At 60.9% G+C, this 25,730-nt stretch carries 25 protein-coding genes; 9 read left to right on the forward strand and 16 right to left on the reverse strand.

The window, feature by feature from the left end:
* Together NNA36_RS09815 and NNA36_RS09820 are read right to left on the reverse strand one after the other, a co-directional pair.
* On the reverse strand, positions 1-99 hold a 99-nt coding region (locus tag NNA36_RS09815; protein ID WP_255107233.1), incomplete at its 3' end, for a GTP-binding protein.
* A 111-nt stretch (positions 100-210) separates the two neighbouring features.
* A complete protein-coding gene (locus tag NNA36_RS09820) occupies positions 211-822 on the reverse strand; it encodes a hypothetical protein (protein WP_255106847.1) in 612 nt (203 codons plus the stop codon).
* Positions 823-955: 133 nt separating this feature from the next.
* Here NNA36_RS09820 and NNA36_RS09825 point away from each other — a divergent pair, with 133 nt between their 5' ends.
* Positions 956-2,314 carry a cytochrome P450 gene (locus tag NNA36_RS09825; protein ID WP_255106848.1) on the forward strand — a complete coding sequence of 453 codons (1,359 nt, stop codon included), beginning with the start codon at positions 956-958 and terminating at the stop codon, positions 2,312-2,314.
* A 4-nt stretch (positions 2,315-2,318) separates the two neighbouring features.
* Here the strand turns inward: NNA36_RS09825 and NNA36_RS09830 are convergent, their stop codons facing one another.
* The 3 genes from NNA36_RS09830 to parC form a co-directional block, all read right to left on the reverse strand.
* Positions 2,319-3,449, reverse strand: coding sequence for a M48 family metallopeptidase (locus NNA36_RS09830; RefSeq protein WP_255106849.1), 1,131 nt, complete (start codon positions 3,447-3,449; stop codon positions 2,319-2,321).
* The gene (locus NNA36_RS09835; RefSeq protein ID WP_255106850.1) at positions 3,446-4,732 is read right to left on the reverse strand and encodes a DUF898 family protein; all 1,287 of its coding nucleotides are present in this window, start codon (positions 4,730-4,732) and stop codon (positions 3,446-3,448) included. The genes NNA36_RS09830 and NNA36_RS09835 overlap by 4 nt, the downstream gene beginning before the upstream one ends.
* Before the next feature lie 69 nt (positions 4,733-4,801).
* Positions 4,802-7,147, reverse strand: coding sequence for a DNA topoisomerase IV subunit A (gene parC, locus NNA36_RS09840; protein WP_255106851.1), 2,346 nt, complete (start codon positions 7,145-7,147; stop codon positions 4,802-4,804).
* Positions 7,148-7,305: 158 nt separating this feature from the next.
* On the opposite strand from parC, the gene NNA36_RS09845 reads away from it, so the two are divergent.
* From NNA36_RS09845 to NNA36_RS09860, 4 genes are all read left to right on the forward strand, one after another.
* Positions 7,306-7,890, forward strand: coding sequence for an SH3 domain-containing protein (locus NNA36_RS09845; protein WP_255106852.1), 585 nt, complete (start codon positions 7,306-7,308; stop codon positions 7,888-7,890).
* A gap of 65 nt (positions 7,891-7,955) precedes the next feature.
* Positions 7,956-8,786: an SDR family oxidoreductase gene (locus NNA36_RS09850; RefSeq protein WP_255106853.1), complete on the forward strand. Its 831-nt coding sequence runs from the start codon at positions 7,956-7,958 to the stop codon at positions 8,784-8,786.
* 82 nt (positions 8,787-8,868) lie between these two features.
* The gene (locus NNA36_RS09855) at positions 8,869-9,072 is read left to right on the forward strand and encodes a twin transmembrane helix small protein (protein ID WP_255107234.1); all 204 of its coding nucleotides are present in this window, start codon (positions 8,869-8,871) and stop codon (positions 9,070-9,072) included.
* A 6-nt stretch (positions 9,073-9,078) separates the two neighbouring features.
* Positions 9,079-9,651: a cob(I)yrinic acid a,c-diamide adenosyltransferase gene (locus NNA36_RS09860; RefSeq protein WP_255106854.1), complete on the forward strand. Its 573-nt coding sequence runs from the start codon at positions 9,079-9,081 to the stop codon at positions 9,649-9,651.
* Positions 9,652-9,696: 45 nt separating this feature from the next.
* Here the strand turns inward: NNA36_RS09860 and NNA36_RS09865 are convergent, their stop codons facing one another.
* Entirely contained in the window at positions 9,697-10,485 is a 789-nt protein-coding gene (locus NNA36_RS09865) for an enoyl-CoA hydratase/isomerase family protein (RefSeq protein ID WP_255106855.1), read from the reverse strand.
* A 293-nt stretch (positions 10,486-10,778) separates the two neighbouring features.
* On the opposite strand from NNA36_RS09865, the gene NNA36_RS09870 reads away from it, so the two are divergent.
* Together NNA36_RS09870 and NNA36_RS09875 are read left to right on the forward strand one after the other, a co-directional pair.
* Positions 10,779-11,537 (forward strand): electron transfer flavoprotein subunit beta/FixA family protein, encoded by a 759-nt coding sequence (locus tag NNA36_RS09870; protein WP_255106856.1) that lies wholly within the window; start codon positions 10,779-10,781, stop codon positions 11,535-11,537.
* On the forward strand, positions 11,537-12,466 hold the full coding sequence (locus NNA36_RS09875) for an electron transfer flavoprotein subunit alpha/FixB family protein (protein ID WP_255106857.1): 930 nt from the start codon (positions 11,537-11,539) through the stop codon (positions 12,464-12,466). Before NNA36_RS09870 ends, NNA36_RS09875 begins: the two co-directional genes overlap by 1 nt.
* Before the next feature lie 54 nt (positions 12,467-12,520).
* Here NNA36_RS09875 and NNA36_RS09880 read toward each other — a convergent pair whose 3' ends face one another.
* A complete protein-coding gene (locus tag NNA36_RS09880) occupies positions 12,521-13,339 on the reverse strand; it encodes a DUF6473 family protein (RefSeq protein WP_255106858.1) in 819 nt (272 codons plus the stop codon).
* A gap of 158 nt (positions 13,340-13,497) precedes the next feature.
* Between NNA36_RS09880 and NNA36_RS09885 the strand changes: the two genes are divergently transcribed.
* The gene (locus tag NNA36_RS09885) at positions 13,498-14,373 is read left to right on the forward strand and encodes a 3-hydroxybutyryl-CoA dehydrogenase (protein WP_255106859.1); all 876 of its coding nucleotides are present in this window, start codon (positions 13,498-13,500) and stop codon (positions 14,371-14,373) included.
* Between the two features lie 36 nt (positions 14,374-14,409).
* Here the strand turns inward: NNA36_RS09885 and NNA36_RS09890 are convergent, their stop codons facing one another.
* From NNA36_RS09890 to NNA36_RS09920, 7 genes are read right to left on the reverse strand one after another with little or no spacing between them, the layout of a single operon-like run.
* Positions 14,410-15,294, reverse strand: a complete 885-nt coding sequence (locus NNA36_RS09890; protein ID WP_255106860.1) for a lysophospholipid acyltransferase family protein — start codon at positions 15,292-15,294, stop codon at positions 14,410-14,412.
* Positions 15,295-15,320: 26 nt separating this feature from the next.
* Positions 15,321-15,599 carry an HPr family phosphocarrier protein gene (locus NNA36_RS09895; RefSeq protein WP_255106861.1) on the reverse strand — a complete coding sequence of 93 codons (279 nt, stop codon included), beginning with the start codon at positions 15,597-15,599 and terminating at the stop codon, positions 15,321-15,323.
* Between the two features lie 3 nt (positions 15,600-15,602).
* A complete protein-coding gene (locus NNA36_RS09900; RefSeq protein ID WP_255106862.1) occupies positions 15,603-15,995 on the reverse strand; it encodes a PTS sugar transporter subunit IIA in 393 nt (130 codons plus the stop codon).
* 24 nt (positions 15,996-16,019) lie between these two features.
* Complete coding sequence (rapZ, locus tag NNA36_RS09905; RefSeq protein ID WP_255106863.1) at positions 16,020-16,922, reverse strand: RNase adapter RapZ; 903 nt, start codon at positions 16,920-16,922, stop codon at positions 16,020-16,022.
* Positions 16,923-16,925: 3 nt separating this feature from the next.
* Positions 16,926-17,330 carry an HPr kinase/phosphorylase gene (locus NNA36_RS09910; RefSeq protein WP_255106864.1) on the reverse strand — a complete coding sequence of 135 codons (405 nt, stop codon included), beginning with the start codon at positions 17,328-17,330 and terminating at the stop codon, positions 16,926-16,928.
* Positions 17,331-17,375: 45 nt separating this feature from the next.
* Positions 17,376-19,094 carry a sensor histidine kinase gene (locus tag NNA36_RS09915; RefSeq protein WP_255106865.1) on the reverse strand — a complete coding sequence of 573 codons (1,719 nt, stop codon included), beginning with the start codon at positions 19,092-19,094 and terminating at the stop codon, positions 17,376-17,378.
* Between the two features lie 7 nt (positions 19,095-19,101).
* Positions 19,102-19,803 carry a response regulator transcription factor gene (locus NNA36_RS09920; protein WP_255106866.1) on the reverse strand — a complete coding sequence of 234 codons (702 nt, stop codon included), beginning with the start codon at positions 19,801-19,803 and terminating at the stop codon, positions 19,102-19,104.
* A gap of 363 nt (positions 19,804-20,166) precedes the next feature.
* On the opposite strand from NNA36_RS09920, the gene NNA36_RS09925 reads away from it, so the two are divergent.
* On the forward strand, positions 20,167-21,765 hold the full coding sequence (locus tag NNA36_RS09925) for a phosphoenolpyruvate carboxykinase (RefSeq protein WP_255106867.1): 1,599 nt from the start codon (positions 20,167-20,169) through the stop codon (positions 21,763-21,765).
* A 99-nt stretch (positions 21,766-21,864) separates the two neighbouring features.
* On the opposite strand, the gene NNA36_RS09930 is transcribed toward NNA36_RS09925, so the two are convergent.
* Positions 21,865-22,983, reverse strand: coding sequence for an ABC transporter permease (locus NNA36_RS09930; RefSeq protein ID WP_255106868.1), 1,119 nt, complete (start codon positions 22,981-22,983; stop codon positions 21,865-21,867).
* 1 nt (position 22,984) lies between these two features.
* Positions 22,985-25,723 (reverse strand): ribosome-associated ATPase/putative transporter RbbA, encoded by a 2,739-nt coding sequence (rbbA, locus tag NNA36_RS09935; protein ID WP_255106869.1) that lies wholly within the window; start codon positions 25,721-25,723, stop codon positions 22,985-22,987.
* Between the last annotated feature and the right edge of the window lie 7 nt (positions 25,724-25,730).

Below are 25,730 nucleotides of genomic sequence, written 5' to 3' on the forward strand. Positions count from 1 at the left end.
GGTGATCGCTGCGGTCAGTGTGGTTTTACCGTGGTCAACGTGACCGATGGTGCCGATGTTGCAGTGCGGTTTGCTGCGCTCAAACTTTTCCTTAGCCATGATCGAGGCGCCTTCTAGTTAAGAAATCTGGAAAGGGCCGTGATTGGCCCAAATTGGTCTACCGCGCGCGACATATTGGGTTGCGCGACAAAAATCAAGCGTGTCTTGGAACTATTGCCCCAACAGCTCCTGACGGCCCTTGTCATCCTTGTTGTCCTGCCAGCAGGCAGCCAGTTCCTCGGCTGTCGGATCGTCGCGCAAACAGGCCCTGTTTTCATGCAGCCAGGCCTCGATCGCGGCAGCGGCATTCTGGGAAAGATTTGCCATTTGCTCTTCTGCGGTCATGGTCAGGCCAGAGCCGACGATGCTGGCGCCGGTCAAGGTTTCCAGCACGATGATCTCTTTGGCTTCGTCATTGAACTTGCCGCCGGCGCGGTCATCCCATGCGGTCACCGTGATAATCAGCGCGGATTTCGGGGCCAGGAGAATCGGGATACCGGTCTGGGCCAGCACATAGCCGGACACGTTGATTCCCAGATGCACCTGACGCGTGCCCTCGTAGCGGCCCAAACGCGTCTCGACCGCATTCTTGACCGAGGCGATCCAGTCTTCCTTGGAGGCTTCGCGCGACAGCGGCCCCTTGCCGAGGTCGGGCGCGACGACAATGTTGTGGCCCAGCGTGAAATCGCCAAGATCCAGTTTTTCAGATGTCACGGGATCCTGCGGCGCCCCGCAGGCGGCAAGGGTCAGGGCAGCCAAAAGAACGGCCAGAAATCGCACCATTTGCGGGTCACTCCTCGAATTTCCTCTTAGTGCGGCATAGCCGAAGCAGGCATCTCGCGCAATCGGGCAGAGGGCCATCAGCATTTGCCCGCCTGCCGGTGGCGGCCTATGTTCGAAGGGGAAGGAGCCCACGATGTCCGCGACCCAGCCTGCCCTGCCCGCCCATGTTCCCCTTGCCACCGAACCGCTTGGCATCATGGGTTCGCTCAAGGCGGCGCGCAGCAACCTTCTGAGCATCCTGCCGGAACTGGCCGTGCGTCAGCCAATGGTGTCGGGACGCACCGGTATCCGCTGGCACATGGTGATGGAGCCGGGCGCAATCCGGCGCATCCTGCTGGAAGAGGTCGACAACTACCCCAAATCGAATGCCACCAAGAACATCCTGCGCCCCGCCATCGGAGACAGCCTGTTCATCGCCGAAGACGCCCACTGGCGCTGGCAACGACGGACGGCGGCGCCGGTTTTTTCGCATCGCAACGTCATGGCACTGGCACCGATCATGTCAACCGCCGCCCAGCGCAGTGCGGATCGCCTTGGGGCCACGGGGAATCACGCTGTCGATCTGCTGGACGAGATGGTGCGCACCACTTTTGACGTGATCTCGGACGTTACCTTTTCCGGTGAGGGCACATTCGACAGCGCAGCGGTGCATCGCGCGATTGATGGCTATATCGCGGCGGCGGGCAAGGTTTCGATTCTCGATATGCTGGGCATGCCGGACTGGCTGCCACGTCCGTCGCGATTCCGCTCTGGTCCGGTGGTGAAACAGATGCGGCGCGTCGCGGACGAGGCCATCGAAGCCCGTATGCAGCGGGGACAAGGCGACATTCCCGATCTGCTTGACCTGTTGCTGGCGGGCGAAGACCCCGAGACGAAACGGCGGATGAACACCTCGGAACTGCGCGACAACCTTCTGACCTTCATCGTGGCCGGACATGAAACCACGGCGCTGACCCTGGCCTGGGCGCTTTACCTCTGCGCTTTCGATCAGGAGGTACAAGAGCGGGCGCGGCGGCAAATCGACGAGGTTGTTACGGGAGAGACGGTTACAGGCGAAGACGCCCAGAACCTGCCGTTCCTGCGCTGTATCGTGGACGAAGCCCTGCGCCTTTATCCGCCGGCGGGCATCATCTCGCGGACCGCGCAGAAGACGGACATGCTGTGCGCGCGCGACGTCCGGCCCGGCGATACGGTGATGATCCCGATTTACGCGTTACACCGGCACAAGCAGCTTTGGGAGGAACCGGATGCCTTCCGGCCCGACCGTTTTGCCGATCGCAAGACAATAGATCGCTATGCCTATCTGCCGTTTGGCGACGGCCCGCGAATCTGTATCGGGGCCAGCTTTGCCATTCAGGAGGCGGTGATCATCCTCGCGACATTGCTTCGTCGGTTCCGGTTCAACCTTGTTCCCGGGCGTCCACCGTCGCCCGTCATGATCCTGACATTGCGGCCGGACACGGGCGTGTGGCTGACGTTGGACCCGGTCTGAGGCCCTAGTTGCAGATGCCTTGCAGGTCCTTCCATGCCTCGGCAGTCAGGATCGGCTTGGCCACGAACCCCTCGGGCGTTGCGTGATCCGCGGCTTCGATGCGTTCCGCCATGCGCGGGTGCGAAATGAAGTGCGCCTGTATCCCGTCGGTATCGCCGTATTTCGCCTTGAGCCGTTTAAACATCGCCCCCAGTGCGGCGGGCTCGACCTCGGCCTTGGCAAGCATGTCGTGGGCAAAGGCATCCGCCGCCACTTCGGCGCCCTGGCTATACTGCGCTTCGATCAGCTGCTCGGTCAGGAACAGCACAAGCGCCCCGCCTGCGAAATCGCCAAACAAAAGACCCAGCACACCAATCGAGCCGGCAGAGCGCAGGGCATGGCGGGTCGGATCGCGCGAGACCACGTGGCCGATTTCATGAGCAAAGACAGCGGCCACCTCTTCGGGCGCTTCCGCCTCGTCGATCAGGCCGCGCATAAAGACGACATGGCCACCGGGCAGGGCGAAGGCGTTGACCATCTTGTGATCCAGTACCGTCACTGTGAGCGGCACGGGCAGGTCGGTATGGTCGCTCAGGCGCGCCTGCATTTGGTTCAGCGCAACAAGGCCATCCGCATTGGTGCAGGTCTTCACCGAGATCGCCTCGGACCCCAGGGCCGATTTGATCTGCTCGAGCGTGGCATCGCCCAGCGCCTTTTCTCCGGCGGGCGGAATGAAATTGGCAAGCTGGTTGGCCATGATCGGCACGAGGACAAAGATGATCAGCGCAACTGAGGCCAGCGCCGCCACCGCCCATTTCGCCAGCCTTGCGCGGGGCGCATCGGCGATGCGTTTGTGAAGGGCGGGAAACCCTTGCGCCAGGACGCGGTCATTGGTCAGGACGCGGGCTGTCGGATCAGAGGCCGCGCGCAGGACGAGGCCCTGCCGCCCCGCCTGATCCGGCACCAGCCGCACATCTGACAGGTGCCAGTCGACAACCTGCCCTCTGCCGCGGATTTCAAGCACGTCACGCATTGGATTGATCGTCAGGGCCACCTCATGCGCGGTGGCATCTTCGCCGGTGAAAAACAGCCCGTTTACCTGTTGGCCTTCTGCGGTTTTGCCAACCCGGATCACGGTCGGAATGGTCGACGTCATATCGCGGCCCCCACATCAAGCGCCTCGGCAAAGCCTTCGGCCTCTTCGAACTCGTCCCGCGGACGCTGCGAGATCGCGCCGATCTGGCCGGGATCAATCACCGTCAGGGTTTCGGCATAGTGTTTCCAGAGCGGCATGGTGATGAAAGCATGTGCCATCGCGGTCCAGATCAGGAAGATGGCAAAATATGTGGCCACGCCAGCCACCGCAAAGGCGCCTTCGCCAATCTTCGCCAATGCCTCGACGCTCGCACCGATTTCGCTGAAGATCCCCGCCGCAATGGCAGCGGCGAGGAAGAACCCGCCCAGAAAGATCGAGGCAACAAAGCCGCTGAGGAAATAGCCCCCGACATAGATCCAGAACACGCGCCCCGGACTGGGTTGGGCGCGGAACACGATGTCACCGGCGCGCTTGGCATTGGTCAGGATTTCCCAGCTTTTGACCCGATAGTAGACGATTCCAAAGGCAAACCAGACACCGCAGGCTGCGGTGACCAGAAACAGCGCGGGGTTGGCATAGGCCCCCGCAATTGCGCAGATGCCACCAACGATGGTGGGCAGAAGAACGTGGCGCACTGCCGGAAACAGCATCTGCCAGCGCCCTTCCTGTTCAAGCCGGACATCCCCGTACCAGGTGCGGTCCGTCTTATATTTCTCAAGCCAGAAGGTCATGCGCGGCCACAGGACACCGGCCGTAAGCAAGGTCAGCCCCCAATGCACCAGCGCCCGCCAGGCATAGCCCCAGGCGCCGGGTTCGAGGCCGAAGCGGATGCCGCGCCAGCGGGTGCGGGCGAGGACGTAGCGGCGGGCGCGGTAGGTGGCGTAGAACCAGAGCGGGACGACGCCAACGAAACTTAGCAGATAGGCTGCGAAATTGTCCTGAAAGAAGGAATAGCTCAGGAACATCAGCAACAGGTTCACGATGCCGATATAGAAGGCGAGGATCACCACGGCGATCAGGAATCCCAGAAGCTTTTCAAAGGGATCGCCGACATATTCCCCCGGCACACCGCCAACGCGCACGGCGGACCAGTACCAGCGGCGCATACGGGTTTTCATCCAGAAACGGTAGATACCAAGGGTCAGCACTGTGAAGATCGAGGTCTTCAGGGCAAGGCCGAAGATGCGCCCGCGACGCCCGATAAAGTCACCCTGCAACCCTTCGACATCCGGCAAATCCTGCTGTCTGTTTTGCGTCGGTATTACGTCGGTATCGCGGAGGTGCGAGTCTGCGCCGCCCTGTTGCCACGGGCCGCCGTTGATTGGCCTGTCTGAACTGCTCAAATGGATCACCAGAAATGAGAAACCGCCCCCGACAATGGGGACGGTTTGTTTGTAACATCGAAAATCGCGTCAGGTGAACTTGTGATTTCGCGGAAAGCCGTAGGGTGGCTTCTTGCCCACGCCCGCACGCTTGCCGAGCCATTCCGTCATGTCCGGCTCATGACGTGTCTTGCCGCCGCCCATTTCCCAGCTGAGACCTTCATCCCAGTTAAAGGTGGTGAGGTCGGACAGGCCGCCATCAAGTTCAAGCGTCCCCTGACGCCCGCGCGCCATGTTGTATTTCTGGATACGCACGCCCTTGCCGCGGCCCATTTCGGGCAGTTCGGACACCGGGAAAACAAGGAACTTGCCGTTCTCGGAGACTACGGCCACGTGGTCGCCCTTGATCGGATGACAGATCTTGGCGCGGGCGTCGTCCTTGACGTTCAGCACCTGCTTACCGGTCCGGGTTTGGGCGATGATGTCCTTTTCGGCCACCACGAAACCGTCGCCCGCCGACGAGGCCACCAGAAGCTTGCCCTCGGGATCGTGGATGAAGATATCAAGAATCTCGGCCTCGTTCGGCAAATCCACCATCAGGCGCAGGGGTTCGCCCATGCCACGCCCGCCCGGCAGGTTCGCGGCGCTGACGGTGTAGAAGCGGCCATTGCTGGCGAAGACCAGAAGGCGATCCGTGGTTTCGGCGTGGAAGATGAAACAGGGGCCGTCGCCGTCCTTGAATTTCAACTCACGGGTCAGGTCGATGTGGCCCGACATGGCACGGACCCAGCCCATCTGCGAACAGACAACGGTGATCGGTTCCTTGTCGATCATCGCCTCGATCGGCACCTCTTCGATTTCGCCGGCCTCGGCAAACTGGGTGCGGCGGGCGCCGCCGTCATGGTTCTTGCCGAACTTGAGCTTGGCCTCTTTCAGTTGATCCGCGATGCGCCCCCATTGCAGATCATCGCTGGCCAGAAGGTCTTCGAGACCCGCGCGCTCTTCCATCAAGGCGTCACGTTCGCGGATCAGTTCCAGCTCTTCCAGACGGCGCAAGCTGCGCAGACGCATGTTGAGGATGGCTTCGGCCTGAACTTCCGAAAGCTCCCCCGCCCCTTCCGGCGCGGGCAGCGGCGAGCGGTAATCCTCTTCGGACGTGGCGCGCACATGATCAATGCCCCAGTTTTCGGCCATCAGGGCCTGTTTGGGCGCATCGTCATAGCGGATGATGTCGATCACGCGATCGAGGTTGAGGAAGGCGATGATAAAACCTTCGAGCACCTCGAGACGGTGGTCGATCTTGTCCATCCGGTGTTTCGAGCGGCGCTGAAGCACTTCGCGACGGAAATCGAGGAAGGCGCGCAGCACCTCTTTCATCGAACAGACCTTTGGGGTCACGCCGTCGATGAGCACGTTCATGTTGAGCGAGAACCGCACCTCGAGATCGCTGCTGCGGAACATCATGCCCATCAGCACTTCGGGATCGACGTTCTTTGAGCGCGGTTCGAGGATCACCCGGATATCATCCGCCGATTCATCGCGGATGTCGGCAAGGATCGGAACCTTCTTGGTTTGGATCAGCTCCGCGATCTTCTCGATCAGCTTGGACTTCTGAACCTGGTAGGGAATCTCGGTAACGACGATCTGCCACTGGCCGCGTCCAAGGTCTTCGACCTCCCATTTACAGCGCAGGCGGAACCCGCCCTTACCCGTGCGATAGGCCTGGGCGATGGTGTCCTTGGGTTCGACAATCACGCCGCCGGTCGGGAAATCCGGCCCCGGCACATAGTTGAGCAGCGTGTCGTCGCGGGCATCCGGCGTCTTGATCAGATGCAGGCAGGCATCACACAGTTCCGAGATGTTGTGCGGCGGGATGTTGGTGGCCATGCCGACAGCGATGCCGCTTGCGCCATTGGCAAGGAGATTCGGAAATTCCGCCGGAAGAACAACCGGCTCGGTCAGGCGGCCGTCATAGTTGTCACGATAATCGACTGCGTTCTCTTCGAGCCCCTGCAACATGGCCTCGGCGATAAAGGTCATGCGCGCCTCGGTGTAGCGCGAGGCCGCCGGGTTATCGCCGTCGATGTTGCCAAAGTTGCCCTGGCCATCGACCAGCGGGTAACGGACGTTGAAATCCTGCGCGAGACGGGCCATCGCATCATAGATGGCGGCGTCGCCGTGCGGGTGGAAATCACCCATCGTATCGCCGGAAATCTTGGCCGATTTCAGGAACTTGCCATTGGCCGCCAGTTTGAGGCGGTTCATGGCATAGAGGATGCGGCGGTGGACGGGCTTCAGACCATCGCGCGCATCCGGAAGCGCGCGGTGCATGATGGTGCTGAGGGCATAGGTCAGGTAACGATCTCCGATCGCACGGCGCAGCGTTTCCGTTACTTCGCTTGTCGGGATTTCGTCGTCATCGATCAAATCTGTCATGCTCCCGGTGTAGCCCCAAGATCACAGGCGCTCAAGCAACAGGGGGGAAAATCGCCGGATTTTTTCCATGACGCAAAGCGCGTCAACCTGTCAGGTTTTGTGGAAATTCACAGTCTGTAGTAAACTTGGTCCCAGTGACCCTCCGGGGAAAATTCATCATGACTCGTTTTGTATTACTGAGCTTTGCATTCCTGGGCTGGGCCTTTTACGAGGTCAGCGGTGGTTCCGATTTTGAACCACAGACACCCGGCCGCCTTATGGTGGCCGAGGCCGCAACAACTCAGCCTGCCCCCGAGACGGCGGAGACGACGGCGCCCATAGTGACCGCCGCACTGCTGACGACCGAAGAGACTGTGACGCAATCTCCCGCTTCTCTGGATGTGCCGACTACCAGGCGCGATACAGGTCCGGCAGAAGTGCGGCCGGCGTTGGTCTCTATGCCCATGCCCACACCGGCCACGGAGCGTGTCCGGATCGGTCCGTCACCTTCGGCCCCAACCGAAGCCACCCTTGGCACGTCCGCCATCGAGCAGGAGCAGGTTGCGGATCTCCGTAGCGTGCGCGGCAGCCGGGTGAACATGCGGTCCGGTCCGGGCACGAGCTATGGTGTCATCGGAAGCCTTGTGCGCGGGGATCGCGTTGAAGTGCTGCGTGATCCCGGCAGTGGCTGGGTCAAGCTCAAGGTGGAAGAGACCGGCCGAATCGGCTGGATGTCGGCACGGCTGCTGACCAAGGCGGAGTAACCCTACAGGATTGCTTTTGCGCGCGGCCTTGGCCATAGCTGGCACGGGCAATGAACAGGGCAGTCATGGAAAAATCCATTCTAATTACCGGGTGTTCTTCGGGTATCGGGCTGGATGCGGCCCGGCAGTTGCGGGCGCGCGGGTGGCGTGTGTTTGCGGCCTGCCGGCAGGAAAAGGATTGCCTGCGGCTGCGAGAGGAAGGGTTTGACAGCCCGCGTCTCGATTACGAGGACGCCGACAGCATCAGGGCAGCGGTCGCGGAGGTTCTGGAGGCTACGGGCGGCAGGCTGGATGCGCTTTTCAACAACGGCGCCTATGCCATCCCCGGCGCGGTCGAAGACCTGCCCCGCGATGCCCTTAGCGCGATTTTCGAGGCCAACGTGGTGGGCTGGCACGACCTGACCCTGCAGGTGATCCCGGCCATGCGGGCACAGGGCCACGGACGGATTGTCAATTGCTCTTCGGTTCTGGGCCTGGTGCCGATGAAGTGGCGCGGCGCCTATATCGCGTCCAAGTTTGCCCTTGAGGGCCTGACCGACACATTGCGCCTCGAGATGCGGGACACCGACATTCATGTCGCCCTGATCGAACCCGGGCCGATCACGTCGGAGTTTCGCCGCAACGCCGTGGTGCAGTTCGAGAAATGGATCGACTGGGAAAACAGCCCGCGCGCGGACCAGTATCGCGCGAGCCTTCTGAAACGTCTTTATTCCGCAAGCGACGCGCCTGACCGTTTCGAACTTGGCCCCGAGGCAGTCACCCGGAAACTGATCCACGCGATCGAGGCAGACCGCCCGCACCCGCGGTATTTCGTGACCACGCCGACCTATATCATGAACGTCCTGCGCCGCGTCCTTCCGACACGGGTTCTGGATTGGGTGCTTGCCAAAGGGTGATCCCCTATTAAATCCCCTCGGAACGCCTTAGAGAACAACCAACCTCAATCGGGACAGGAGACGAATCATGAGCAAAGACGGACTGGCCAGCGACCCGCTTTTCTGGGTTGTCGCCGCAGCAACACTGGCCGTGCTTGTCATCCTGTCTGTCGGGATCGGCGGTTTCGCGAAGGGCGGAGAATTCAATCGCAAACATGCCAACAAGATCATGCGGTGGCGCATCGCGGCCCAGGCCGTGGCGGTCGCGCTCATCCTGCTCTTTGTCTGGCTGCGCCGGGGAGGCTAGGAAATCATGGTTGTCTTGAACAAGATCTACACCCGCACCGGGGACAAGGGCACAACCGCTTTGGGCAACGGCGAACGCGTTGCCAAACATGATGCGCGCGTTAACGCCTATGGCACCTCGGACGAATTGAACGCCACCGTCGGCGTCGCCCGCCTGCACGCCGAGGGCGACATGGACCAGCGCCTGTCGCTGATCCAGAACGATCTGTTCGATCTTGGCGCAGACCTGTGCCGCCCCGACATGGCAAGTGATGCCGAGGCCGAATACACCCCGCTGCGGGTGGTCGAAGCGCAGGTGAACCGGCTTGAGGCCGAGATCGACGCCATGAATGCGTCGCTGTCGCCCCTGCGCAGCTTTATCCTGCCCGGCGGTTCGGCGCTTTCGGCGCATCTGCATATCTGCCGCACGGTGGCCCGCCGCGCCGAGCGTCTGGCGACCGAACTTTCCGAGGTGGAAGATGTGAACCCGCTGGCGGTCAAATACCTCAACCGTCTGAGCGACTGGTTCTTCGTGGCCGCACGCACCGCCAACAACAACGGCGAAGATGACGTGCTTTGGGTGCCCGGCGCGAACCGCTAGGCACCTCCAGTTATAGTTTTGGCGACATTCTCAAAGGGCGCGTGATCAGCGCCCTTTGAAGACCGGTTTCTGCTTGGTGATGAAGGCCGCAATGGCATTCGCCGAGTCCGAGGAATTGGCGCATTTGTTCTGATATTCGCTTTCCATCAGCGCGATCTGGGCGTGGCTCTGGGTATGGGCGGCGCGCAGGATGCGCTTGCCATACCGCAGGCTGAGCGGCGCGCGCTCGGCAAGGGATGCCCCCCATGCGGCGGCCTCGGAGTCCAGCGCATCATCAGCAACAACGCGGTTGACCAGCCCCATCTCTTCGCAGTCTTTCGCCGAAATGTGGGTGGCTTCGGCAATCGCGGCAAAGGCGCGTTTTGATCCCATGTGCTGCAGCAACAGCCAGCTCAGGCCTCCGTCCGGCACCAGCGAGATATTCGAGAAGGGCGCAAAGCAGGTGGCGCTCTCAGCCATCAGCGCCAGATCACAGCTCAGCGCGATGGACAGGCCGACCCCCCCGGCGACACCGTTGATCGCGGCGATATAGATCCGGTCACTTTCGGTGATACCGTCGATGATCGGCTTGTAGTCGCGCACCGAGATGTCGAACATACCGTGCTTGCCGTGAAACTCGCCCAGTTCCTTGAGATCGGTGCCCGAGGTGAAGGCGCGGCCTGAGCCGGTCAGGATGACGACTCGGATGTTGTCGTCGGCTTCGGCCTTGGCCTGGGCCGCCAGAATCTCGCGGCGGGTGGCGGCATTCATCGAGTTCATCGCCTTGGGACGGTTGATTCGGATCGTGGCCACATGGCCGTCGCTGGAATAAACTACGTTTGCGTCTTCGGTCATTTCCGGGGTCTCCTCCGTGGGACATTGCCCAATCAAAGACCGGATTCGCCAGCATTCCCAGACCTTGGAAAAGGCGACGTTGGGGCACCTCGACCTTCCCTAGCGTCAAATAAATTTCCGTTTGGCAACAATCTTGCAAAGAAATTGCGTTCAAACCTCGAAACGCGACGTCGTATGACCTCAACGTGACGATTTTGCGCTGTTTCAAGACGGCGCAAGATTATATCAACGCGGCGAGAGCTATTCGTCGAGTCGGCTTGCCGGCTTGTAAACTGTCAAGGAGTCCAACGCCCATGAAGGTGCTCGTACCTGTCAAGCGCGTGATTGACTATAACGTGAAGGTCCGCGTGAAAGCGGACGGTAGCGGTGTCGATCTCGCGAACGTCAAAATGTCGATGAACCCGTTCGACGAAATCGCCGTCGAAGAGGCCATCCGCCTGAAAGAAGCCGGTAAGGCTGATGAAGTTGTTGCCGTATCGATCGGCGTCAAGCAAGCGCAGGAAACCCTGCGGACCGCGCTGGCCATGGGTGCCGATCGCGCGATCCTCGTTGTGGCCGCAGACGATGTGCACACCGACATCGAACCGCTGGCCGTCGCCAAGATCCTGGCGAAAGTTGTCGAAGAAGAGCAGCCGGGCATCGTTCTGGCCGGCAAGCAAGCCATCGACAACGACATGAACGCCACCGGCCAGATGCTGTCGGCGCTTCTGGGCTGGTCGCAAGGTACCTTTGCTTCCGAGCTGGACATCGAGGGCGACAGCGCCAAGGTGACCCGCGAAGTTGACGGCGGTCTGCAGACCATCAACGTGAAGATGCCTGCCATCATCACCGTTGACCTGCGCCTGAACGAGCCGCGCTATGCGTCGCTGCCCAACATCATGAAGGCGAAGAAAAAGCCGCTGGACGAGAAAACCGCCGCCGACTACGGCGTCGACGTCGCGCCGCGCCTGGAAATCGTTTCGACCACCGAGCCGGAAGCCCGCGCCGCAGGCATCACCGTGGGTTCGGTCGACGAACTGGTTGAGAAACTCAAAGAAGCGGGGGCTGTATAATGGCTGTTCTTCTTCTCGCAGAAGTCAACAACGGCGAACTGGCGCTGGACGCCACCGCCAAGGCTGTCACCGCCGCGAAAGCTCTGGGTGACGTGACCGTTCTGGCCGCTGGCGGTTCCGCTGCCGCAGCCGGTGAAGCCGCTGCCAAGATCGACGGCGTTGCCAAGGTTCTGGTTGCCGAAGACGACTCGCTGGGCCACCGCCTCGCGGAATCGACAGCGGCGCTGATCGTATCGCTGGCTGGCGACTACGAGCACATCGTTGCGCCTGCCACCACCGACGCCAAGAACGTCATGCCGCGCGTTGCAGCGCTGCTCGACGTGATGGTGATCTCGGACGCCACCGAAGTGGTTGATGGTTCGACCTTCGTGCGCCCGATCTATGCCGGCAACGCGATGCAGACCGTCAAATCGTCGGACGCCAAGAAGGTTGTCACCTTCCGGACCTCGACCTTCGACGCCGCAGGCGAAGGCGGCTCGGCCTCGGTAGAAACCGTATCGGCAGCTGCTGATCCGGGTCTGTCGAGCTGGGTTGAAGACAAGGTTGCCGCAAGCGACCGCCCCGAGCTGACCTCGGCTGGCGTTGTTGTGTCGGGCGGCCGTGGCGTCGGCTCGGAAGAAGACTTCAAACTGATCGAAACCCTGGCTGACAAGCTGGGCGCGGCTGTTGGTGCATCGCGCGCCGCGGTTGACTCGGGCTACGCACCGAACGACTGGCAGGTTGGCCAGACCGGTAAGGTTGTTGCTCCCGAGCTCTATGTCGCCATCGGCATCTCGGGCGCCATCCAGCACCTTGCTGGCATGAAGGACTCGAAGATCATCGTCGCGATCAACAAGGACGAAGAAGCCCCGATCTTCCAGGTCGCAGACTTCGGCCTCGTAGCGGACCTCTTCGACGCAGTTCCCGAACTGACCGAAAAACTGGGCTAAACCCCGGTTCACGAATTTCCGAGAAGGCCCGCCTCTGGCGGGCCTTTTTGCGTTTCAGGCCAGCATCGACAGCAGGGCATTGGCGGCCTCATCATGCGCCTGACATCCCAGCATCCGCATCGCCGCGGGGCGTTCGAGATCGCGAAACACCATGCCGCGCACGCCCTGCGACAGCGCCTCGGGGCTGACCACCGCCTCGACAAGGCCACTGACCATCGGGCGCAGCAGGTCGAGCATCTCGCGATCCACGAAAAGGGGATCACGCCCCATGCCGCGCTGCGTGCAATTCCCCGTGGGCGCATGATCGGCAAACCACAACAGGGTGACAGGGGCATCAATCGTCGCAATCAGCAGCTTCATCCGGGCAACCCAGGCCTTGCGCAACTCTTCGATCATCGCGGCGTACCTGTCAGGCGCCCGCGCGGCCAGCGCCCCGACCATGTGACGCGTGAAATGAAACTCGGTGAAGTCCAGCTCGCGGAACGTCATCTGCATGGTGCTCGAGGCCCCGGTGAAGCGGTCATTGCGGCGGGGATGCACCGAGTAATAGCGGTTCGACATGTTGTGCGCGCCCATGATCTGAATCACCGTCATCTCGGCCTGATGCGCGGCCTGAAGAACGGCCGGGGTATGCAGAAAGACATCGATCCCCGCATTCACCACGCCAAAGTTGGCGCACTGGCGCCCCGTCATCTCGGCAATCCGCTGCGGATATGGCTTGGGCACGAACTTTCCATAGGTTTCGGTCCCGCCAAGAAAGACGGTGTATTTCCCACTCAGATCCGGCTGTGGCCCACGAAAGGCCAGCCGGGAACTCGACAGTCGATACGGCATGTAATCAAGGGCGCCGTCCCCCACCTTTTCAAAGGACATGATTCCCACCACTAATTTTCACCCACCCCGAGAATCGCGCCGACAGATTGCGAAATGGCTAATGCTTCATCTTGTCTTAAGTTTTAGACGTGCCAGCCACTTGCGGGCATGGGACCGACAGGCATAAGGTCAGCACGAGATGTCAGGAGGAGCGGTCCATGGAAATCAAATCAATCGGTGTTGTCGGTGCAGGTCAGATGGGCAACGGGATCGCCCACGTCATGGCGCTTGCCGGCTATGATGTCGTTCTCAATGACATCAATCAGGACGCTCTGGACGCGGCCGTGGCGCGCATCGACAAGAACATGGATCGACAGGTCTCGCGCAACCTGATCTCGGCGGATGACAAGGCCACCGCGATGGCCCGCATCGGCACCACGCTGGAACTGCCGTCGCTTGGGCAAACCGATCTGGTGATCGAAGCCGCGACCGAGCGCGAAGACATCAAGCACAAGATTTTTGATGCGCTTCTCCCGCATCTGCAACCGCACACCATCCTGACGTCGAACACCTCGTCGATCTCGATCACGCGTCTGGCAAGCCGCACCGACCGGCCGGAAAAGTTCATGGGCTTCCACTTCATGAACCCGGTGCCGCTGATGAAGCTGGTCGAGCTGATCCGGGGTATCGCCACCGACGAAGAGACCTACCAGGCCTGCCTTGCGATCGTGAACAATCTCGGCAAGACCGCTGCCAGCGCCGAGGATTTTCCGGCCTTCATCGTGAACCGTATCCTGATCCCGATGATCAACGAGGCCTGCTATACCCTTTACGAAGGTGTGGGCAATGTGGCGTCGATCGACAACGCGATGAAGCTGGGGGCCAACCACCCGATGGGGCCGCTGGAACTGGCCGATTTCATCGGTCTCGACACCTGCCTTGCGATCATGAACGTGCTGCATGACGGGCTGGCGGATACCAAGTACCGCCCCTGCCCGCTTTTGACGAAATATGTCGAGGCCGGATGGCTGGGCCGCAAGAGCAAACGCGGCTTCTATGACTATCGCGGCGAGGTTCCGGTACCGACCCGCTGAGCCAGAGTTGAGACGGGCGCCCGAGGGCGCCCTTTTTTATGCCTGCTTGCCAAGGTCCAGCGTGTGCTGTCGAAGCCACGCCATGAAACCGCGCGGATCGGTTTCGAGGCGTGCCATTTGTTCCTCGGTCAGCGGCTTGCCGACGATGGGCGCCTGTGGCTTGTTGCAGGAGCGGACGATCTCGTGCAGCAGGAGCCCCTGCCGCAGGATCGGGGAAATCTTGCAGGCCCATTGATACCAGCGCGAGTTGGACCCCGGGAAGAAGATCGGCACCACCCGCGCGCCCGAGCGGCGGATCATCTTGGCGGTGAAGACATTCCATTCCCGTTCGATGGCCGGACCCATCCAGGTATCGGAGGACATCACCACGCCCGAGGGAAACAGGGCAACCACGCCGCCGTCGGCAAGATAGGCCATCGCCTTGGCGCGCATCTCGACCATCTTCTTCTGTGCTTCAGGGTCGTGCGGGAAGGGCACCGGGATCATGAAGGAGGTTGCGGTTTCATCAAGGCCGGTCAGGACAGAGCGCGTCAGGATGCGATAATCCTGACGAACGCGGCCGATCAGATCGGCAAAGATCATGCCGTCGACCATGCCGTGCGGGTGGTTCGCCACCACGACAACCGGACCTTCGCCGGGAATGTTTTCCAGTTGCTCCAGCGGTGTCTTGAGCTCGATGCCCATCACGTTCAACGCACCGCGCCAAAACGCCTGACCCCGGTATTCGGCATTGTTGCGCTCGAATTTTTTCACCATGCGCAAGACGCTGATCTTGCCTGTCATCCACTCGATGGCGCGAATCGCGTTGCCGGTCCAGGGATTGTCGAAGCTGTTGGCGTAGGTCAGCGTGCTGCGATCATAGACTTCGCCCTGTTGTGGTTTGGGCGGGGTATCGTGCACTGGTTCAGTCAAATCTTTCATCCTGCCCTTCCGCGCAAACTTTGCGGTCAGACTCCTTCGCCGAACTTGTCGGCCACGAGCGCTTCTATTGCATCTGCAAGCGGCCCGGCATCGGGGCCCGACGTTTCCACATGGATCGACGTGCCTTTGGAGGCCGCCAGCATCAACAAGCCCATAATACTGTCGCCGCAGGCACTCAAGCCATCCTTTGACACATCTGCCGTCGCGTCAAACCCCTCGACGACCTCGACAAGCTTGGCCGAGGCGCGGGCGTGCAGGCCTTTCTGGTTCACGATCTTGAGGGTGCGGGTCACGGTATCGGTCATGGGTCAGTCCGTATTTATGTTCTGGCTGTCGATGTACTTGCGGCCGGCCTCAAGCGAGGCGCGCACGGCATCCGGCACGCTCAGATGGCGGCTTTTGGCAAGTTTGATAAGCATCGGCAGGTTGGCACCATACATGATGCGGCGGTTGTCCGGCTGGCAGGCGCGCAGGCTCAGGTTCGAGGGCGATCCGCCGAACATGTCGGTCACGACGACAACGCCGTCGCCCTGATCGACCGTCTCGGCCGCCTCGCAGATCTCCTGCTGTTTGGCGGCGCGGTCGTGTTCATTTTCGATGGTAATGGCGAGGATGCCGGGCTTGCTGCCCACAACATGTTCCACGGCGGCCAAATATTCCTTGGCCAGCCCACCATGCGCAACGATCACTATGCCGATCAATCCAGTTCGCCCTTACTTTTCGTCTCAGGTGCGGGTCTTGGAACCAAGTTCCGCACGACGATCCAACTCGCGATGCCTAATTGACACCTGCCAGCCCTGTTGTGCAAGGGTGTGCGCCAATCTTTCGGTGGTAAAAACCGATCGGTGTTGCCCGCCGGTGCATCCGAACGCAATCGAGACATGGGACCGTCCCTCGGCAAGATAGGCCGGGAGCAGCATTTCGACCATATCACGCAGTTTGTCGAAGAACGGGGCGAACCGTTCGTCGGCACCGACATAGTCCGCAACCGGCGCATCCAGACCGTTCATCTGGCGCAGCGAGGGTTCCCAGTAGGGGTTGCGCAGGAAGCGGCAGTCAAACACCAGATCAACGCCCAGCGGCAGGCCACGCTTGTAGCTGAAGGATTGCACCGTGATCGAAAGCTTGCGGGCGCTGTCGGGGGCGAACCAGCGTTCGATCTCGGCCCGCAGGGTGTGGGGCGTCATTTCGGAGGTGTCGATCAGGATGTCGGCCCTGTCGCGGATCGGAGACAGCAGCTCCAGCTCGCGCTCGATCCCTTCCATCGGGCTTTCGCCGGGGGCCAGCGGGTGGCGGCGGCGGGTTTCGTTGTAGCGCCGTTGCAGCACTTCGGGCTGGCAATCGAGATAAAGAAGCTCTGTCGCGACACCCGCCTTGCGGTCCAGCATGTCGAGGGCAGAGAGAAGCGCCGACTGCGAGAAGTCGCGGTTGCGTACATCCAGCCCAAGCGCCATCGGACGTTCAAGCGAGGGGCCGGAGAACAGCCGTTCAAGAAGGCCCAGCGGCAAGTTGTCGATGGTCTCATAGCCCGAATCTTCCAGCGCCTTGATCGCTGTGGAACGTCCTGCACCCGAAGGCCCCGTAACAAGGACCAGTCGCTGTGCGGCGGGAGAGGCCTGAGTTGTCATCGCTTACGCTCGTCTGCCAGATGCCAAATGGAGAAGAATTGCTGCCGGGAAATGGCCCTGATCCACGCGGTGAAGCAAGGGGACGGATTGCCCCATGATCGTGGTTTCGCGCTGCGGCGGCAGGCGGTCGGTTTCCACGGTTTCGAGATCAACAACCAGCGCCACGGGGCATTCGGACATGGTAGGCGCGTTCAGGATGCCAACACCACGCGTCTCGATCATGCCTGCAAGGGGTGCCGGACAGCGGGCAATGACGCGGCCCCTTTCACATGTCAGAACCGTGCGATCATCGGCCACCAGCTTGCCCCCCAGGGCAATAAGCTGGAGCGCAAGCGCCGACTTTCCACTGCCAGAGGGGCCGGTGATCAAGACGGCGCTGCCCGCGTGGGCAACGCAGGTGGCGTGCATGATCTCTTGCGCGTGTTGAGGAGGCTGCACGCCGTCTGCCACGGATCAGATCGGAAGGCCGACGACGAAACGCGCACCCAAGGGTTCGGAGGTCACGTCTGCATCCGTCGGGCGGATGTTTTCGGCCCAGATCACACCGCCATGCGCCTCGACGATCTGCTTGGAGATCGCAAGTCCAAGGCCCGAGTTGTTGCCGAACTGATCTTCGGGGCGCTGCGAATAGAAGCGGTTGAAGATCTTGGCCAGTGCCTGATCGGGAATGCCGGGGCCGGTGTCTTCGACCACGACAAGCACGCGGTTTTCGCGGCGACGTGCCCAGACACGGATGGCATCGCCATCCTCACAGAAGCTGACGGCGTTGGTGATCAGGTTCACGAACACCTGTGCAAGCCGCGCTTCGAGACCGTTGATATGGATCGGCTTGGCGGGCAGATCGGTGATGAAATCGATCCCCTTGCCCTTGGCATCCTCGCCCAGATACTGGGTCAGGTTGCCGATCATCTCGAGCAGGTTGAACCGCTCTTCCTCTTCCTTGACCAGTTCGGAATCAAGGCGCGAGGCGTTGGAGATGTCGCTGACAAGACGGTCAAGGCGGCGCACGTCGTGGTCGATCACGTCGAGCAGTTTCTCGCGATGCTCTTCCTTCTTGACCATGCGCAGCGAGCCGACGGCCGAGCGCAGGCTGGCCAGCGGGTTCTTGATCTCGTGGGCAACGTCGGCGGCGAATTGCTCGTTGCTGTCGATCCGGTCGTAGAGCGCGGACACCATCCCGCGCAGGGCGCCGGACAGGCGGCCGATCTCGTCGGGGCGCGCGGTCAGATCGGGGATGCGAACGCGGCCGGGGTTCACCGTGTGGGAATCTCTGTCGCGGCCGATCTCTGCAGCTGCGGCAAGATCGGAAAGAGGATTGGAAATGGTCGAGGCCAGCACCATCGAGAGGCCAATCGACACCACGGTCGCGATGACGAACATCTGCAGGACGCGCTCGCGTTCACTGCGCACCAGTTGGTCCAGCTCGCCTGCGGCGCTTGTCAGAACTACGACACCCACCGGCGATCCGTTTTGCGTAAACGGCTGTGCAACGGCAAAGACCGAGCTGTCCTCGGGGCCGCGCAGCGTGGTTAGAAGCGCCTCGCCGTTCAGCGACTGGGTGGCGATGGCGGTGGCCTGATCAAGGATGCTCTGGCCCTTGGTGGAAATCAGGTCTTCTTCACCGGCGATATTCCCCCACAGCCAGTTCAGCGTGTTGGTAATCGGCGTACCGCTGGGCCGTTCGGCAAGAGCATTGGCCGCTTCCGATGTCGCGGTGCCCTGGTTGGTGCCAACCAGATTGTCGGTGGTGTCGAAGACATAGACGTGGGTGCCCTGACGAAGGGGCAGTTTTTCAAGCGTCTGGCCAACATCGACGCCATCCCCCGTCACGAGGTTGACCGGTGCACCGGCGGGCATCTGTGCCTCGAACGCACCGGCAATCAGCCGCGCTTCGGACAGAAGGCCCGATGCGCGCTGCACCGCGAGACTGTCGCGGGCCGAGTTGAGGTAGAGGATACCTGCAACAAGAATGCACAGCGCAATCAGGTTGAACGTGATGATCTTGCGGGTCAGTGGCGATTTGCTCAGGGGCAAGAGGCGGCGGCGCTCACGGCGTCCCCGCAACTCGTTTTCGACATTGGCTTCGGGGGCGACCCAATCGTCGCCCAGCACAACGTCGCCATCCCGCCCTTGGGCCATGTCGCGCACGTCTATCCTTTCGGCCAGAGCCATTTATCGCTCACTCTTCGTTGTATCTGTATCCGATGCCGTAGAGCGTCTCGATTGCGGAGAAATCGGAATCGGCTGTACGCATCTTCTTGCGCAGTCGCTTGATGTGGCTGTCGATGGTCCGGTCATCCACATAGACCTGATCGTCATAGGCGACATCCATCAGCTGATCGCGCGATTTCACGAAACCGGGGCGTTGTGCCAGGGCCTGCAGCAGCAGGAACTCCGTCACCGTGAGGGTCACGTCCTTGCCTTTCCAGCTGACCGAGTGGCGCAGCGGGTCCATTGTCAGCTCACCGCGCACCATCACCTTGGTGTCTTCGGTGTCGCCGGTCACGTTGCCTTCGACCGCGTCCTGGCGGCGCAGGAGGGCGCGGATACGTTCCACCAGAAGACGCTGCGAGAAGGGTTTCTTGACGTAGTCGTCCGCGCCCATGCGTAGGCCGAGAACCTCGTCGATCTCGTCGTCCTTGGAGGTGAGGAAAATCACCGGCATCGTGGTCTTCTGGCGCAACCGCTGAAGCAGGTCCATGCCATCCATGCGCGGCATCTTGATGTCGAGCACGGCCATGTCCGGGAGTTTCTTGTTGAATGCGTCGAGGGCCTGCTGGCCGTCGTTGTACGTTTCGACCTCAAAGCCTTCCGCTTCGAGAGTCATGGATACTGATGTGAGGATGTTCCTGTCGTCATCCACCAAGGCGATCTTCGACATTGCCTGATCCTTTACTGCTCTAATTTTTATGCCTGCTTTTTTGCGTCATTATGCGCCTTTCCGGGGATTTAGATCAATCCCAAAGTACGAATCAGGCCGGAACCACCCCATATTTGACGTCGATTTCCCTTATCAATGGCTAAAATGACTCACTGTTTTAGGCGGTTTTCTACCAATGCGGGCGTTGATGGCGCTAACGTCCACTTGGTTGCGCTAACTGCGCGAAAGCGTCCTGTTCATTCACAGAAGCGCCATGCTAAGAGCGCTGCATCGCCGCACGAGTCACGGCGAAAGGGCAATCAATTCGTTGCCCGTGAAGGAATAAACCGCCGCCTCGGACGAGCCGGCTACAGGAGTTAGAGCATGACATTTGGACGGGTAAACCCGCAATTCCGCCTCGAAGATCAAGGGATCGAAGGGCTGGGCAATGTCTATTATAACCTCATGGAGCCCGCGCTGATCGAAGCCGCGCTCAAGAACGGCGAAGGAACGCTGGGTAACGGTGGGGCATTCCTCGTTTCGACCGGCAAGTTCACCGGCCGTTCGCCCAAGGACAAGCACGTCGTCAAAACCGACAGCGTTGTCGACAGCATCTGGTGGGAAAACAACGCCGCAATGACCCCGGAAGGGTTCGACAACCTTTATGCCGACATGATCGAGCACATGAAGGGTGGCGACTACTACGTTCAGGACCTGGTTGGCGGCGCCGACGCGAAACACGCGATCAACGTGCGCTTTGTTCAGGAACTGGCCTGGCACAACCTGTTCATCCGTCACATGATGCGTCGCCCCGACCGTGAAGACCTCGACGGCTTCCTGGCGGATTACACCGTCATCAACTGCCCCAGCTTCCAGGCGAACCCGGAGCGTCACAACTGCCGTTCCGAAACCGTCATCGCGATGAACTTTGATCGCAAGATGATCCTGATCGGTGGCACCGAGTACGCAGGCGAAAACAAGAAATCGATCTTCACCCTGCTGAACTACCTCCTGCCGGAAAAAGGCATCATGCCGATGCACTGCTCGGCAAACCACGCCAACAACAACCCCGTCGACACCGCCGTCTTCTTCGGCCTGTCGGGCACCGGCAAGACCACCCTCTCGGCCGATCCGTCGCGCACCCTGATTGGGGACGATGAACACGGCTGGTCGGACAACGGCACCTTCAACTTCGAAGGCGGCTGCTATGCCAAGACCATCAGCCTGAACCCCGAGGCCGAGCCGGAAATCTATGCCACCACCTCGAAGTTCGGCACCGTGATCGAGAACATGGTCTTTGACGAAGAGACCAAGGAACTCGACTTCGAAGACGACAGCCTGACCGCCAACATGCGTTGCGCCTACCCGCTGGAGTATATCTCGAACGCGTCGAAAACCGCCGTGGGTGGCCATCCAAAGAACATCATCATGCTGACCTGTGATGCCTTCGGTGTTCTGCCTCCGATCGCGCGCCTTACCCCGGCGCAGGCGATGTACCACTTCCTGTCGGGCTTCACCTCGAAAGTGGCCGGAACCGAGCGCGGCGTGACCGAGCCCGAGCCGACCTTCTCGACCTGCTTTGGCGCACCCTTCATGCCGCGTCGCCCCGAAGCCTATGGCAACCTGCTGCGTGAGAAGATCGCCCAGCACGGTGCGACCTGCTGGCTGGTCAACACCGGTTGGACCGGTGGCGCCTATGGCACTGGGTCGCGTATGCCGATCCGCGCCACCCGCGCCCTGCTAACCGCCGCGCTGGAAGGCACGCTGAGCGAAGTCGAATTCCGCAAGGACCCGAACTTTGGTTTCGAGGTTCCGGTGAACGTACCGGGTGTTGCAGAAGTCCTGCTTGACCCGCGCCGCACCTGGGACGACGCCGACGCCTATGACCGTCAGGCCGCGAAGCTGGTCGAGATGTTCTCGAACAACTTCGAACAATACCTGCCCTACATCGACGCAGACGTGAAAGCGGCTGCCATCGGCTAAGCCGGGTTTCGGTTACAGAATTGAAAAGCCCCGCATCGCGCGGGGCTTTTTCTTTTGCGGCGGAGGCATGTGGCCCAAACGCGGCATCGGGTTTGGCGGTCAGGAACTGATCGTATTGCGGAACCGTGCAAGGCTGCCGGTCAGAAAAACGGCCCCAAGACCGAAGATGGTAAGCAGTTCGGGCCAGACCGTGCTGATCCCTGCCCCGCGGAACGCCACGGCCTGGGCAAAGGCCATATAGTGGCGCGAGGGCAAAAGCCACGAGACCGGCTGCACGATTGCCGGCTGGCTTTCAATCGGGCTCATGCCACCGGACAGCATCATCATCGGCAACACGATCATCAGCACCATCAGCGCGAACTGCGCCATCGTGCGGGCCATGGTGCCAAGCAGGATGCCAATGGCAGCAGCAGCAAACAGATAAAGACCGGTGCCCGCAATCAACAACGCCTCGGAGCCGGCAATCGGCACGTTGAGAAAGCCTTTCACCACAAAGTTCAGCGACAGGGTGAACGCCCCGATGATGACCAGCCCGTTGGCCCAGATCTTGGCCGCGGCGATTTCGAAGGCGGTCAGCGGCATCACCAGAAGGTGCTCGATGGTGCCGTGCTCCCGTTCCCGGATCAGCGCAGCACCAGTGAGCAGAATGGTCACCATCGACAGGAAATCCAAAAGGCCGGTCATCGCCGAAAACCAGACCTGTGTGCCGTTTTCATTGAAGGCACGGCGCAGGACAAGGGTGATCGGCAGGTCCGTCTGAACATCCTCGCGCGCGATGTGGCGCGAGATTTCGTCGGCAAGGATGCTTTGGATATAGCCATCCCCCAGCCCCGCCTGAAGCACCGCTGTCGCGTCGATATTGAGCTGAATTTCGGGCTTCAGCCCTTTGCGAAGATCCGCTTCGAAGCGGGGTGGAATGACCAGCGCAAAGAGGTATTCACCACGGTCCATCGCGATGTCGATCTCGTCGATGCCAAGATGGTCCGGCCGTTGGAAGAAAGGCGGATAGAAGGCATCAGAGATTTCACGGGAGAGGGGCGAATTGTCCTCGTCCACGATGACGATGGAAGCGTTGTTCAGGTTCTCGGGAATTTCAGCGGCCTGCGAATAGACCATGACGGTAAAGACAAACAGGATCAGGCCGCTCATCACCGGATCGCCGAGAACGGCGCGGAGTTCCTTGGTGCCCAGCCAGAAAATGCGCAGAAGGCTTTTCATCTTACCGCTCCTGCTTTCTGAGGCGCATGAGCGCGAGGCCAAGGAAAACCGGGACAAACACCATCATCCAGAAGACATCCGCCGAAAGCTCTTCGAGACCAAGCCCCTTGGTAATGGTGCCAACACTGATCCGCACGAAATAGGAGGCGGGCCAGAGGTTGCCGATCATCTGGCCGCCTTCCGTCAGGGTCGAGATCGGCTGAACCATGCCCGAGAACTGCACCGTCGGCATCATCGACAAGAGGGCGGCGGTAAAGACGGCGGCAACCTGGCTGTTGGTCAGGGTCGAGATCAGCAGGCCGTAGGACGTCGAGACCACGACATAGACAAGCGCCGCAAGGGTCATCGTGAGGAGCGACCCCTTGAAGGTGACCCCCAAGAGCGTCGTGATCAGGAACAGGAGCAGGAAGAAATTGACCAGACCAATCACCACGTAGGGCAATTGCTTGCCAACAAGGAATTCGATCTTCGTCGTCGGCGTCACGTAGAAGTTGGTGATGGTGCCGATTTCCTTTTCGCGGGCGACGGAGACGGCCATGAGGATGGCGGGGAACATCATCAACAGGATCGCGGGGATGGCGGGGCCCATGGCGTTGATGCTCTCGAAGGTGGGGTTATAGCGATAGCGGCTTTCGACGGCATAGGTCTCGAACGCCTCCGGATCATAGCCTTCGTCGCGGATCACCTTCTGGACCTGTTCGACATGGGCGGCGTTGACATAGCCTTCGATGGTGCCCGCGCGCATGGTGTTGGCGCCGTCCACCCAGGCCGAAATCTCTGGGGACTGACCCTGCCGCAGGTCGCGTCCAAAGCCGTTGGGGATTTCGATGGCAACGGTCACCTCGCCCTTTTGCAGAGCCTTTTCAAGCTCTTCCACGCTTTGCAGGGGCGGCTGTTCCTCGAAATACCTGGAGCCGGACAGGTTGGCGACATAGTCGCGGCTGGCCGGTGTCTGATCGAGATCGAGGGCGGCCATGGTGAGGTCTTCGACATCCATCGACACACCGTAGGACAGCACCACGAGCAACAAAGCCGAACCGACAAAGGCAAAGGCAAGACGGATCGGATCGCGGACAACTTCCATGGCTTCCCGCATGGAATAGGCCAGCAGACGCGCCATGCTGAAGCCGCGGTGACGCTTGCGTTTGGGGGCGGATTCGGGCTGTCGGTCCTGCGTCGGTATCACGTCGGTATCGCGACGGTCCCCGATGGCGTCCTCGATATAGCCGATGAACGCCTCTTCCAGAGTCTCGGCCCCGCGCTTTTCGACAAGGCCATCCGGCGTGTCCGCAACCAGCACCTCGCCCGCGTGCATGAGCGAAATGCGATCACAGCGCAGGGCTTCGTTCATGAAGTGGGTCGAGATAAAGATCGTCACCCCCTCGCCGCGCGACAGTTCAACAAGCAGTTCCCAGAAATCATCCCGCGCCACAGGGTCCACGCCCGATGTCGGTTCATCAAGGATAAGGATTTCCGGTTCGTGCAGCACCGCAACCGCCAGCGACAGGCGCTGACGCAGACCAAGAGGAAGATCGCCAGAGGGGCTGTCCATATGCGGGCTGAGACCAAAGCGATCTGCCAGCGAGGCAATGCGGTCACGAGATGCTGCGGGATCAAGACGGAACAGGCGGGCGTGCAGCGTGAGGTTTTGTTCGACCGTAAGTTCGCCATAGAGTGAAAAGGCCTGGGACATGAAGCCCACCCGCTTGCGCATCTCGATGTCAGAGGCATCAACCGGATGGCCAAACAGATAGGCCTCGCCTTCGGACATCGGCAGAAGACCTGTGAGCATCTTCATTGTGGTCGTCTTGCCGCAACCATTGGAGCCGAGAAAGCCGAAGATCTCGCCGCGCCTGATTTCGAAACTCACGTCTTTCACCGCCGTGAAATCGCCGAACCGCCGGGTCAGATGGCGGGCGGTGATGGCGGGCGTGTCGCCACTGTCTTCCAGCGGCGGGATGACAAGTTCGCGGGCATTGGCGCGCTTTTCTTCCGGCAGCAGCTGGACAAAGGCGGCCTCGAGATCATCGGTGCCGGTTTTGGCCATCAACTCCTGCGCCGTGCCAGTGTCGAGCACCCGACCCGCGTCCATCGCCACCAGCCAGTCAAAGCCCTGCGCCTCGTCCATATAGGCGGTGGAGACAAGGACGGACATGGCCGGACGATCCGCCCGAATGCCGGCGATCAGCTGCCAGAACTGGCGTCGCGACAGCGGATCGACTCCGGTGGTCGGTTCGTCAAGGATCAGAAGGTCGGGGTCATGCAGCAGGGAACAACACAGGCCCAGCTTTTGCTTCATGCCGCCCGACAGCTTGCCTGCTGGGCGGGAGAGAAAAGGATCAAGGCCGGTGGCCTGTGTCAGACGCGCGATGCGGGCTTCACGTTCCTTGGGTGTCAGGCCGAACAACTGGGCAAAGAAGGTCAGGTTCTCGCGCACGCTCAGCGTATGGTAGAGGTTCTTGCCCAGACCCTGCGGCATATAGGCGATGCGCGGACCTGCGCGCCCCCGATGGCGGGTCGAGGCCATATTGCCATCCAGCACCATCACCTCACCGGTCTGAACCGCACGGGCCCCAGAGATCAGATCAAGCAGGGTGGATTTGCCCACGCCGTCGGGACCGATCAACCCGGCCATGATCCCGGCGGGGATATCCAGCGAGATATCATCCAGTGCCACAACGCTCTTGTAGCGCTGGGACACGCCGCGCAACGAGATGACAGGGGGCTTGGGAGGGTGCATCGGCAGC

Source organism: Shimia sp. CNT1-13L.2, from assembly GCF_024331145.1.
Classification (GTDB): domain Bacteria; phylum Pseudomonadota; class Alphaproteobacteria; order Rhodobacterales; family Rhodobacteraceae; genus Shimia.

Coding starts and splice junctions, on each gene's coding strand:
- NNA36_RS09890 (WP_255106860.1), bottom strand. CDS start 15,294: ATGAAAGATTTGACTGAACCAGTGCACGATACCCCGCCCAAACCACAA.
- parC (WP_255106851.1), bottom strand. CDS start 7,147: ATGACAGATTTGATCGATGACGACGAAATCCCGACAAGCGAAGTAACG.
- NNA36_RS09915 (WP_255106865.1), bottom strand. CDS start 19,094: ATGGCTCTGGCCGAAAGGATAGACGTGCGCGACATGGCCCAAGGGCGG.
- rapZ (WP_255106863.1), bottom strand. CDS start 16,922: ATGACAACTCAGGCCTCTCCCGCCGCACAGCGACTGGTCCTTGTTACG.
- NNA36_RS09860 (WP_255106854.1), top strand. CDS start 9,079: ATGGTTGTCTTGAACAAGATCTACACCCGCACCGGGGACAAGGGCACA.
- NNA36_RS09885 (WP_255106859.1), top strand. CDS start 13,498: ATGGAAATCAAATCAATCGGTGTTGTCGGTGCAGGTCAGATGGGCAAC.
- NNA36_RS09880 (WP_255106858.1), bottom strand. CDS start 13,339: ATGTCCTTTGAAAAGGTGGGGGACGGCGCCCTTGATTACATGCCGTAT.
- NNA36_RS09870 (WP_255106856.1), top strand. CDS start 10,779: ATGAAGGTGCTCGTACCTGTCAAGCGCGTGATTGACTATAACGTGAAG.
- NNA36_RS09825 (WP_255106848.1), top strand. CDS start 956: ATGTCCGCGACCCAGCCTGCCCTGCCCGCCCATGTTCCCCTTGCCACC.
- NNA36_RS09910 (WP_255106864.1), bottom strand. CDS start 17,330: ATGCACGCCACCTGCGTTGCCCACGCGGGCAGCGCCGTCTTGATCACC.
- NNA36_RS09865 (WP_255106855.1), bottom strand. CDS start 10,485: ATGACCGAAGACGCAAACGTAGTTTATTCCAGCGACGGCCATGTGGCC.
- rbbA (WP_255106869.1), bottom strand. CDS start 25,723: ATGCACCCTCCCAAGCCCCCTGTCATCTCGTTGCGCGGCGTGTCCCAG.
- NNA36_RS09895 (WP_255106861.1), bottom strand. CDS start 15,599: ATGACCGATACCGTGACCCGCACCCTCAAGATCGTGAACCAGAAAGGC.
- NNA36_RS09820 (WP_255106847.1), bottom strand. CDS start 822: ATGGTGCGATTTCTGGCCGTTCTTTTGGCTGCCCTGACCCTTGCCGCC.
- NNA36_RS09925 (WP_255106867.1), top strand. CDS start 20,167: ATGACATTTGGACGGGTAAACCCGCAATTCCGCCTCGAAGATCAAGGG.
- NNA36_RS09830 (WP_255106849.1), bottom strand. CDS start 3,449: ATGACGTCGACCATTCCGACCGTGATCCGGGTTGGCAAAACCGCAGAA.
- NNA36_RS09920 (WP_255106866.1), bottom strand. CDS start 19,803: ATGTCGAAGATCGCCTTGGTGGATGACGACAGGAACATCCTCACATCA.
- NNA36_RS09850 (WP_255106853.1), top strand. CDS start 7,956: ATGGAAAAATCCATTCTAATTACCGGGTGTTCTTCGGGTATCGGGCTG.
- NNA36_RS09875 (WP_255106857.1), top strand. CDS start 11,537: ATGGCTGTTCTTCTTCTCGCAGAAGTCAACAACGGCGAACTGGCGCTG.
- NNA36_RS09930 (WP_255106868.1), bottom strand. CDS start 22,983: ATGAAAAGCCTTCTGCGCATTTTCTGGCTGGGCACCAAGGAACTCCGC.
- NNA36_RS09845 (WP_255106852.1), top strand. CDS start 7,306: ATGACTCGTTTTGTATTACTGAGCTTTGCATTCCTGGGCTGGGCCTTT.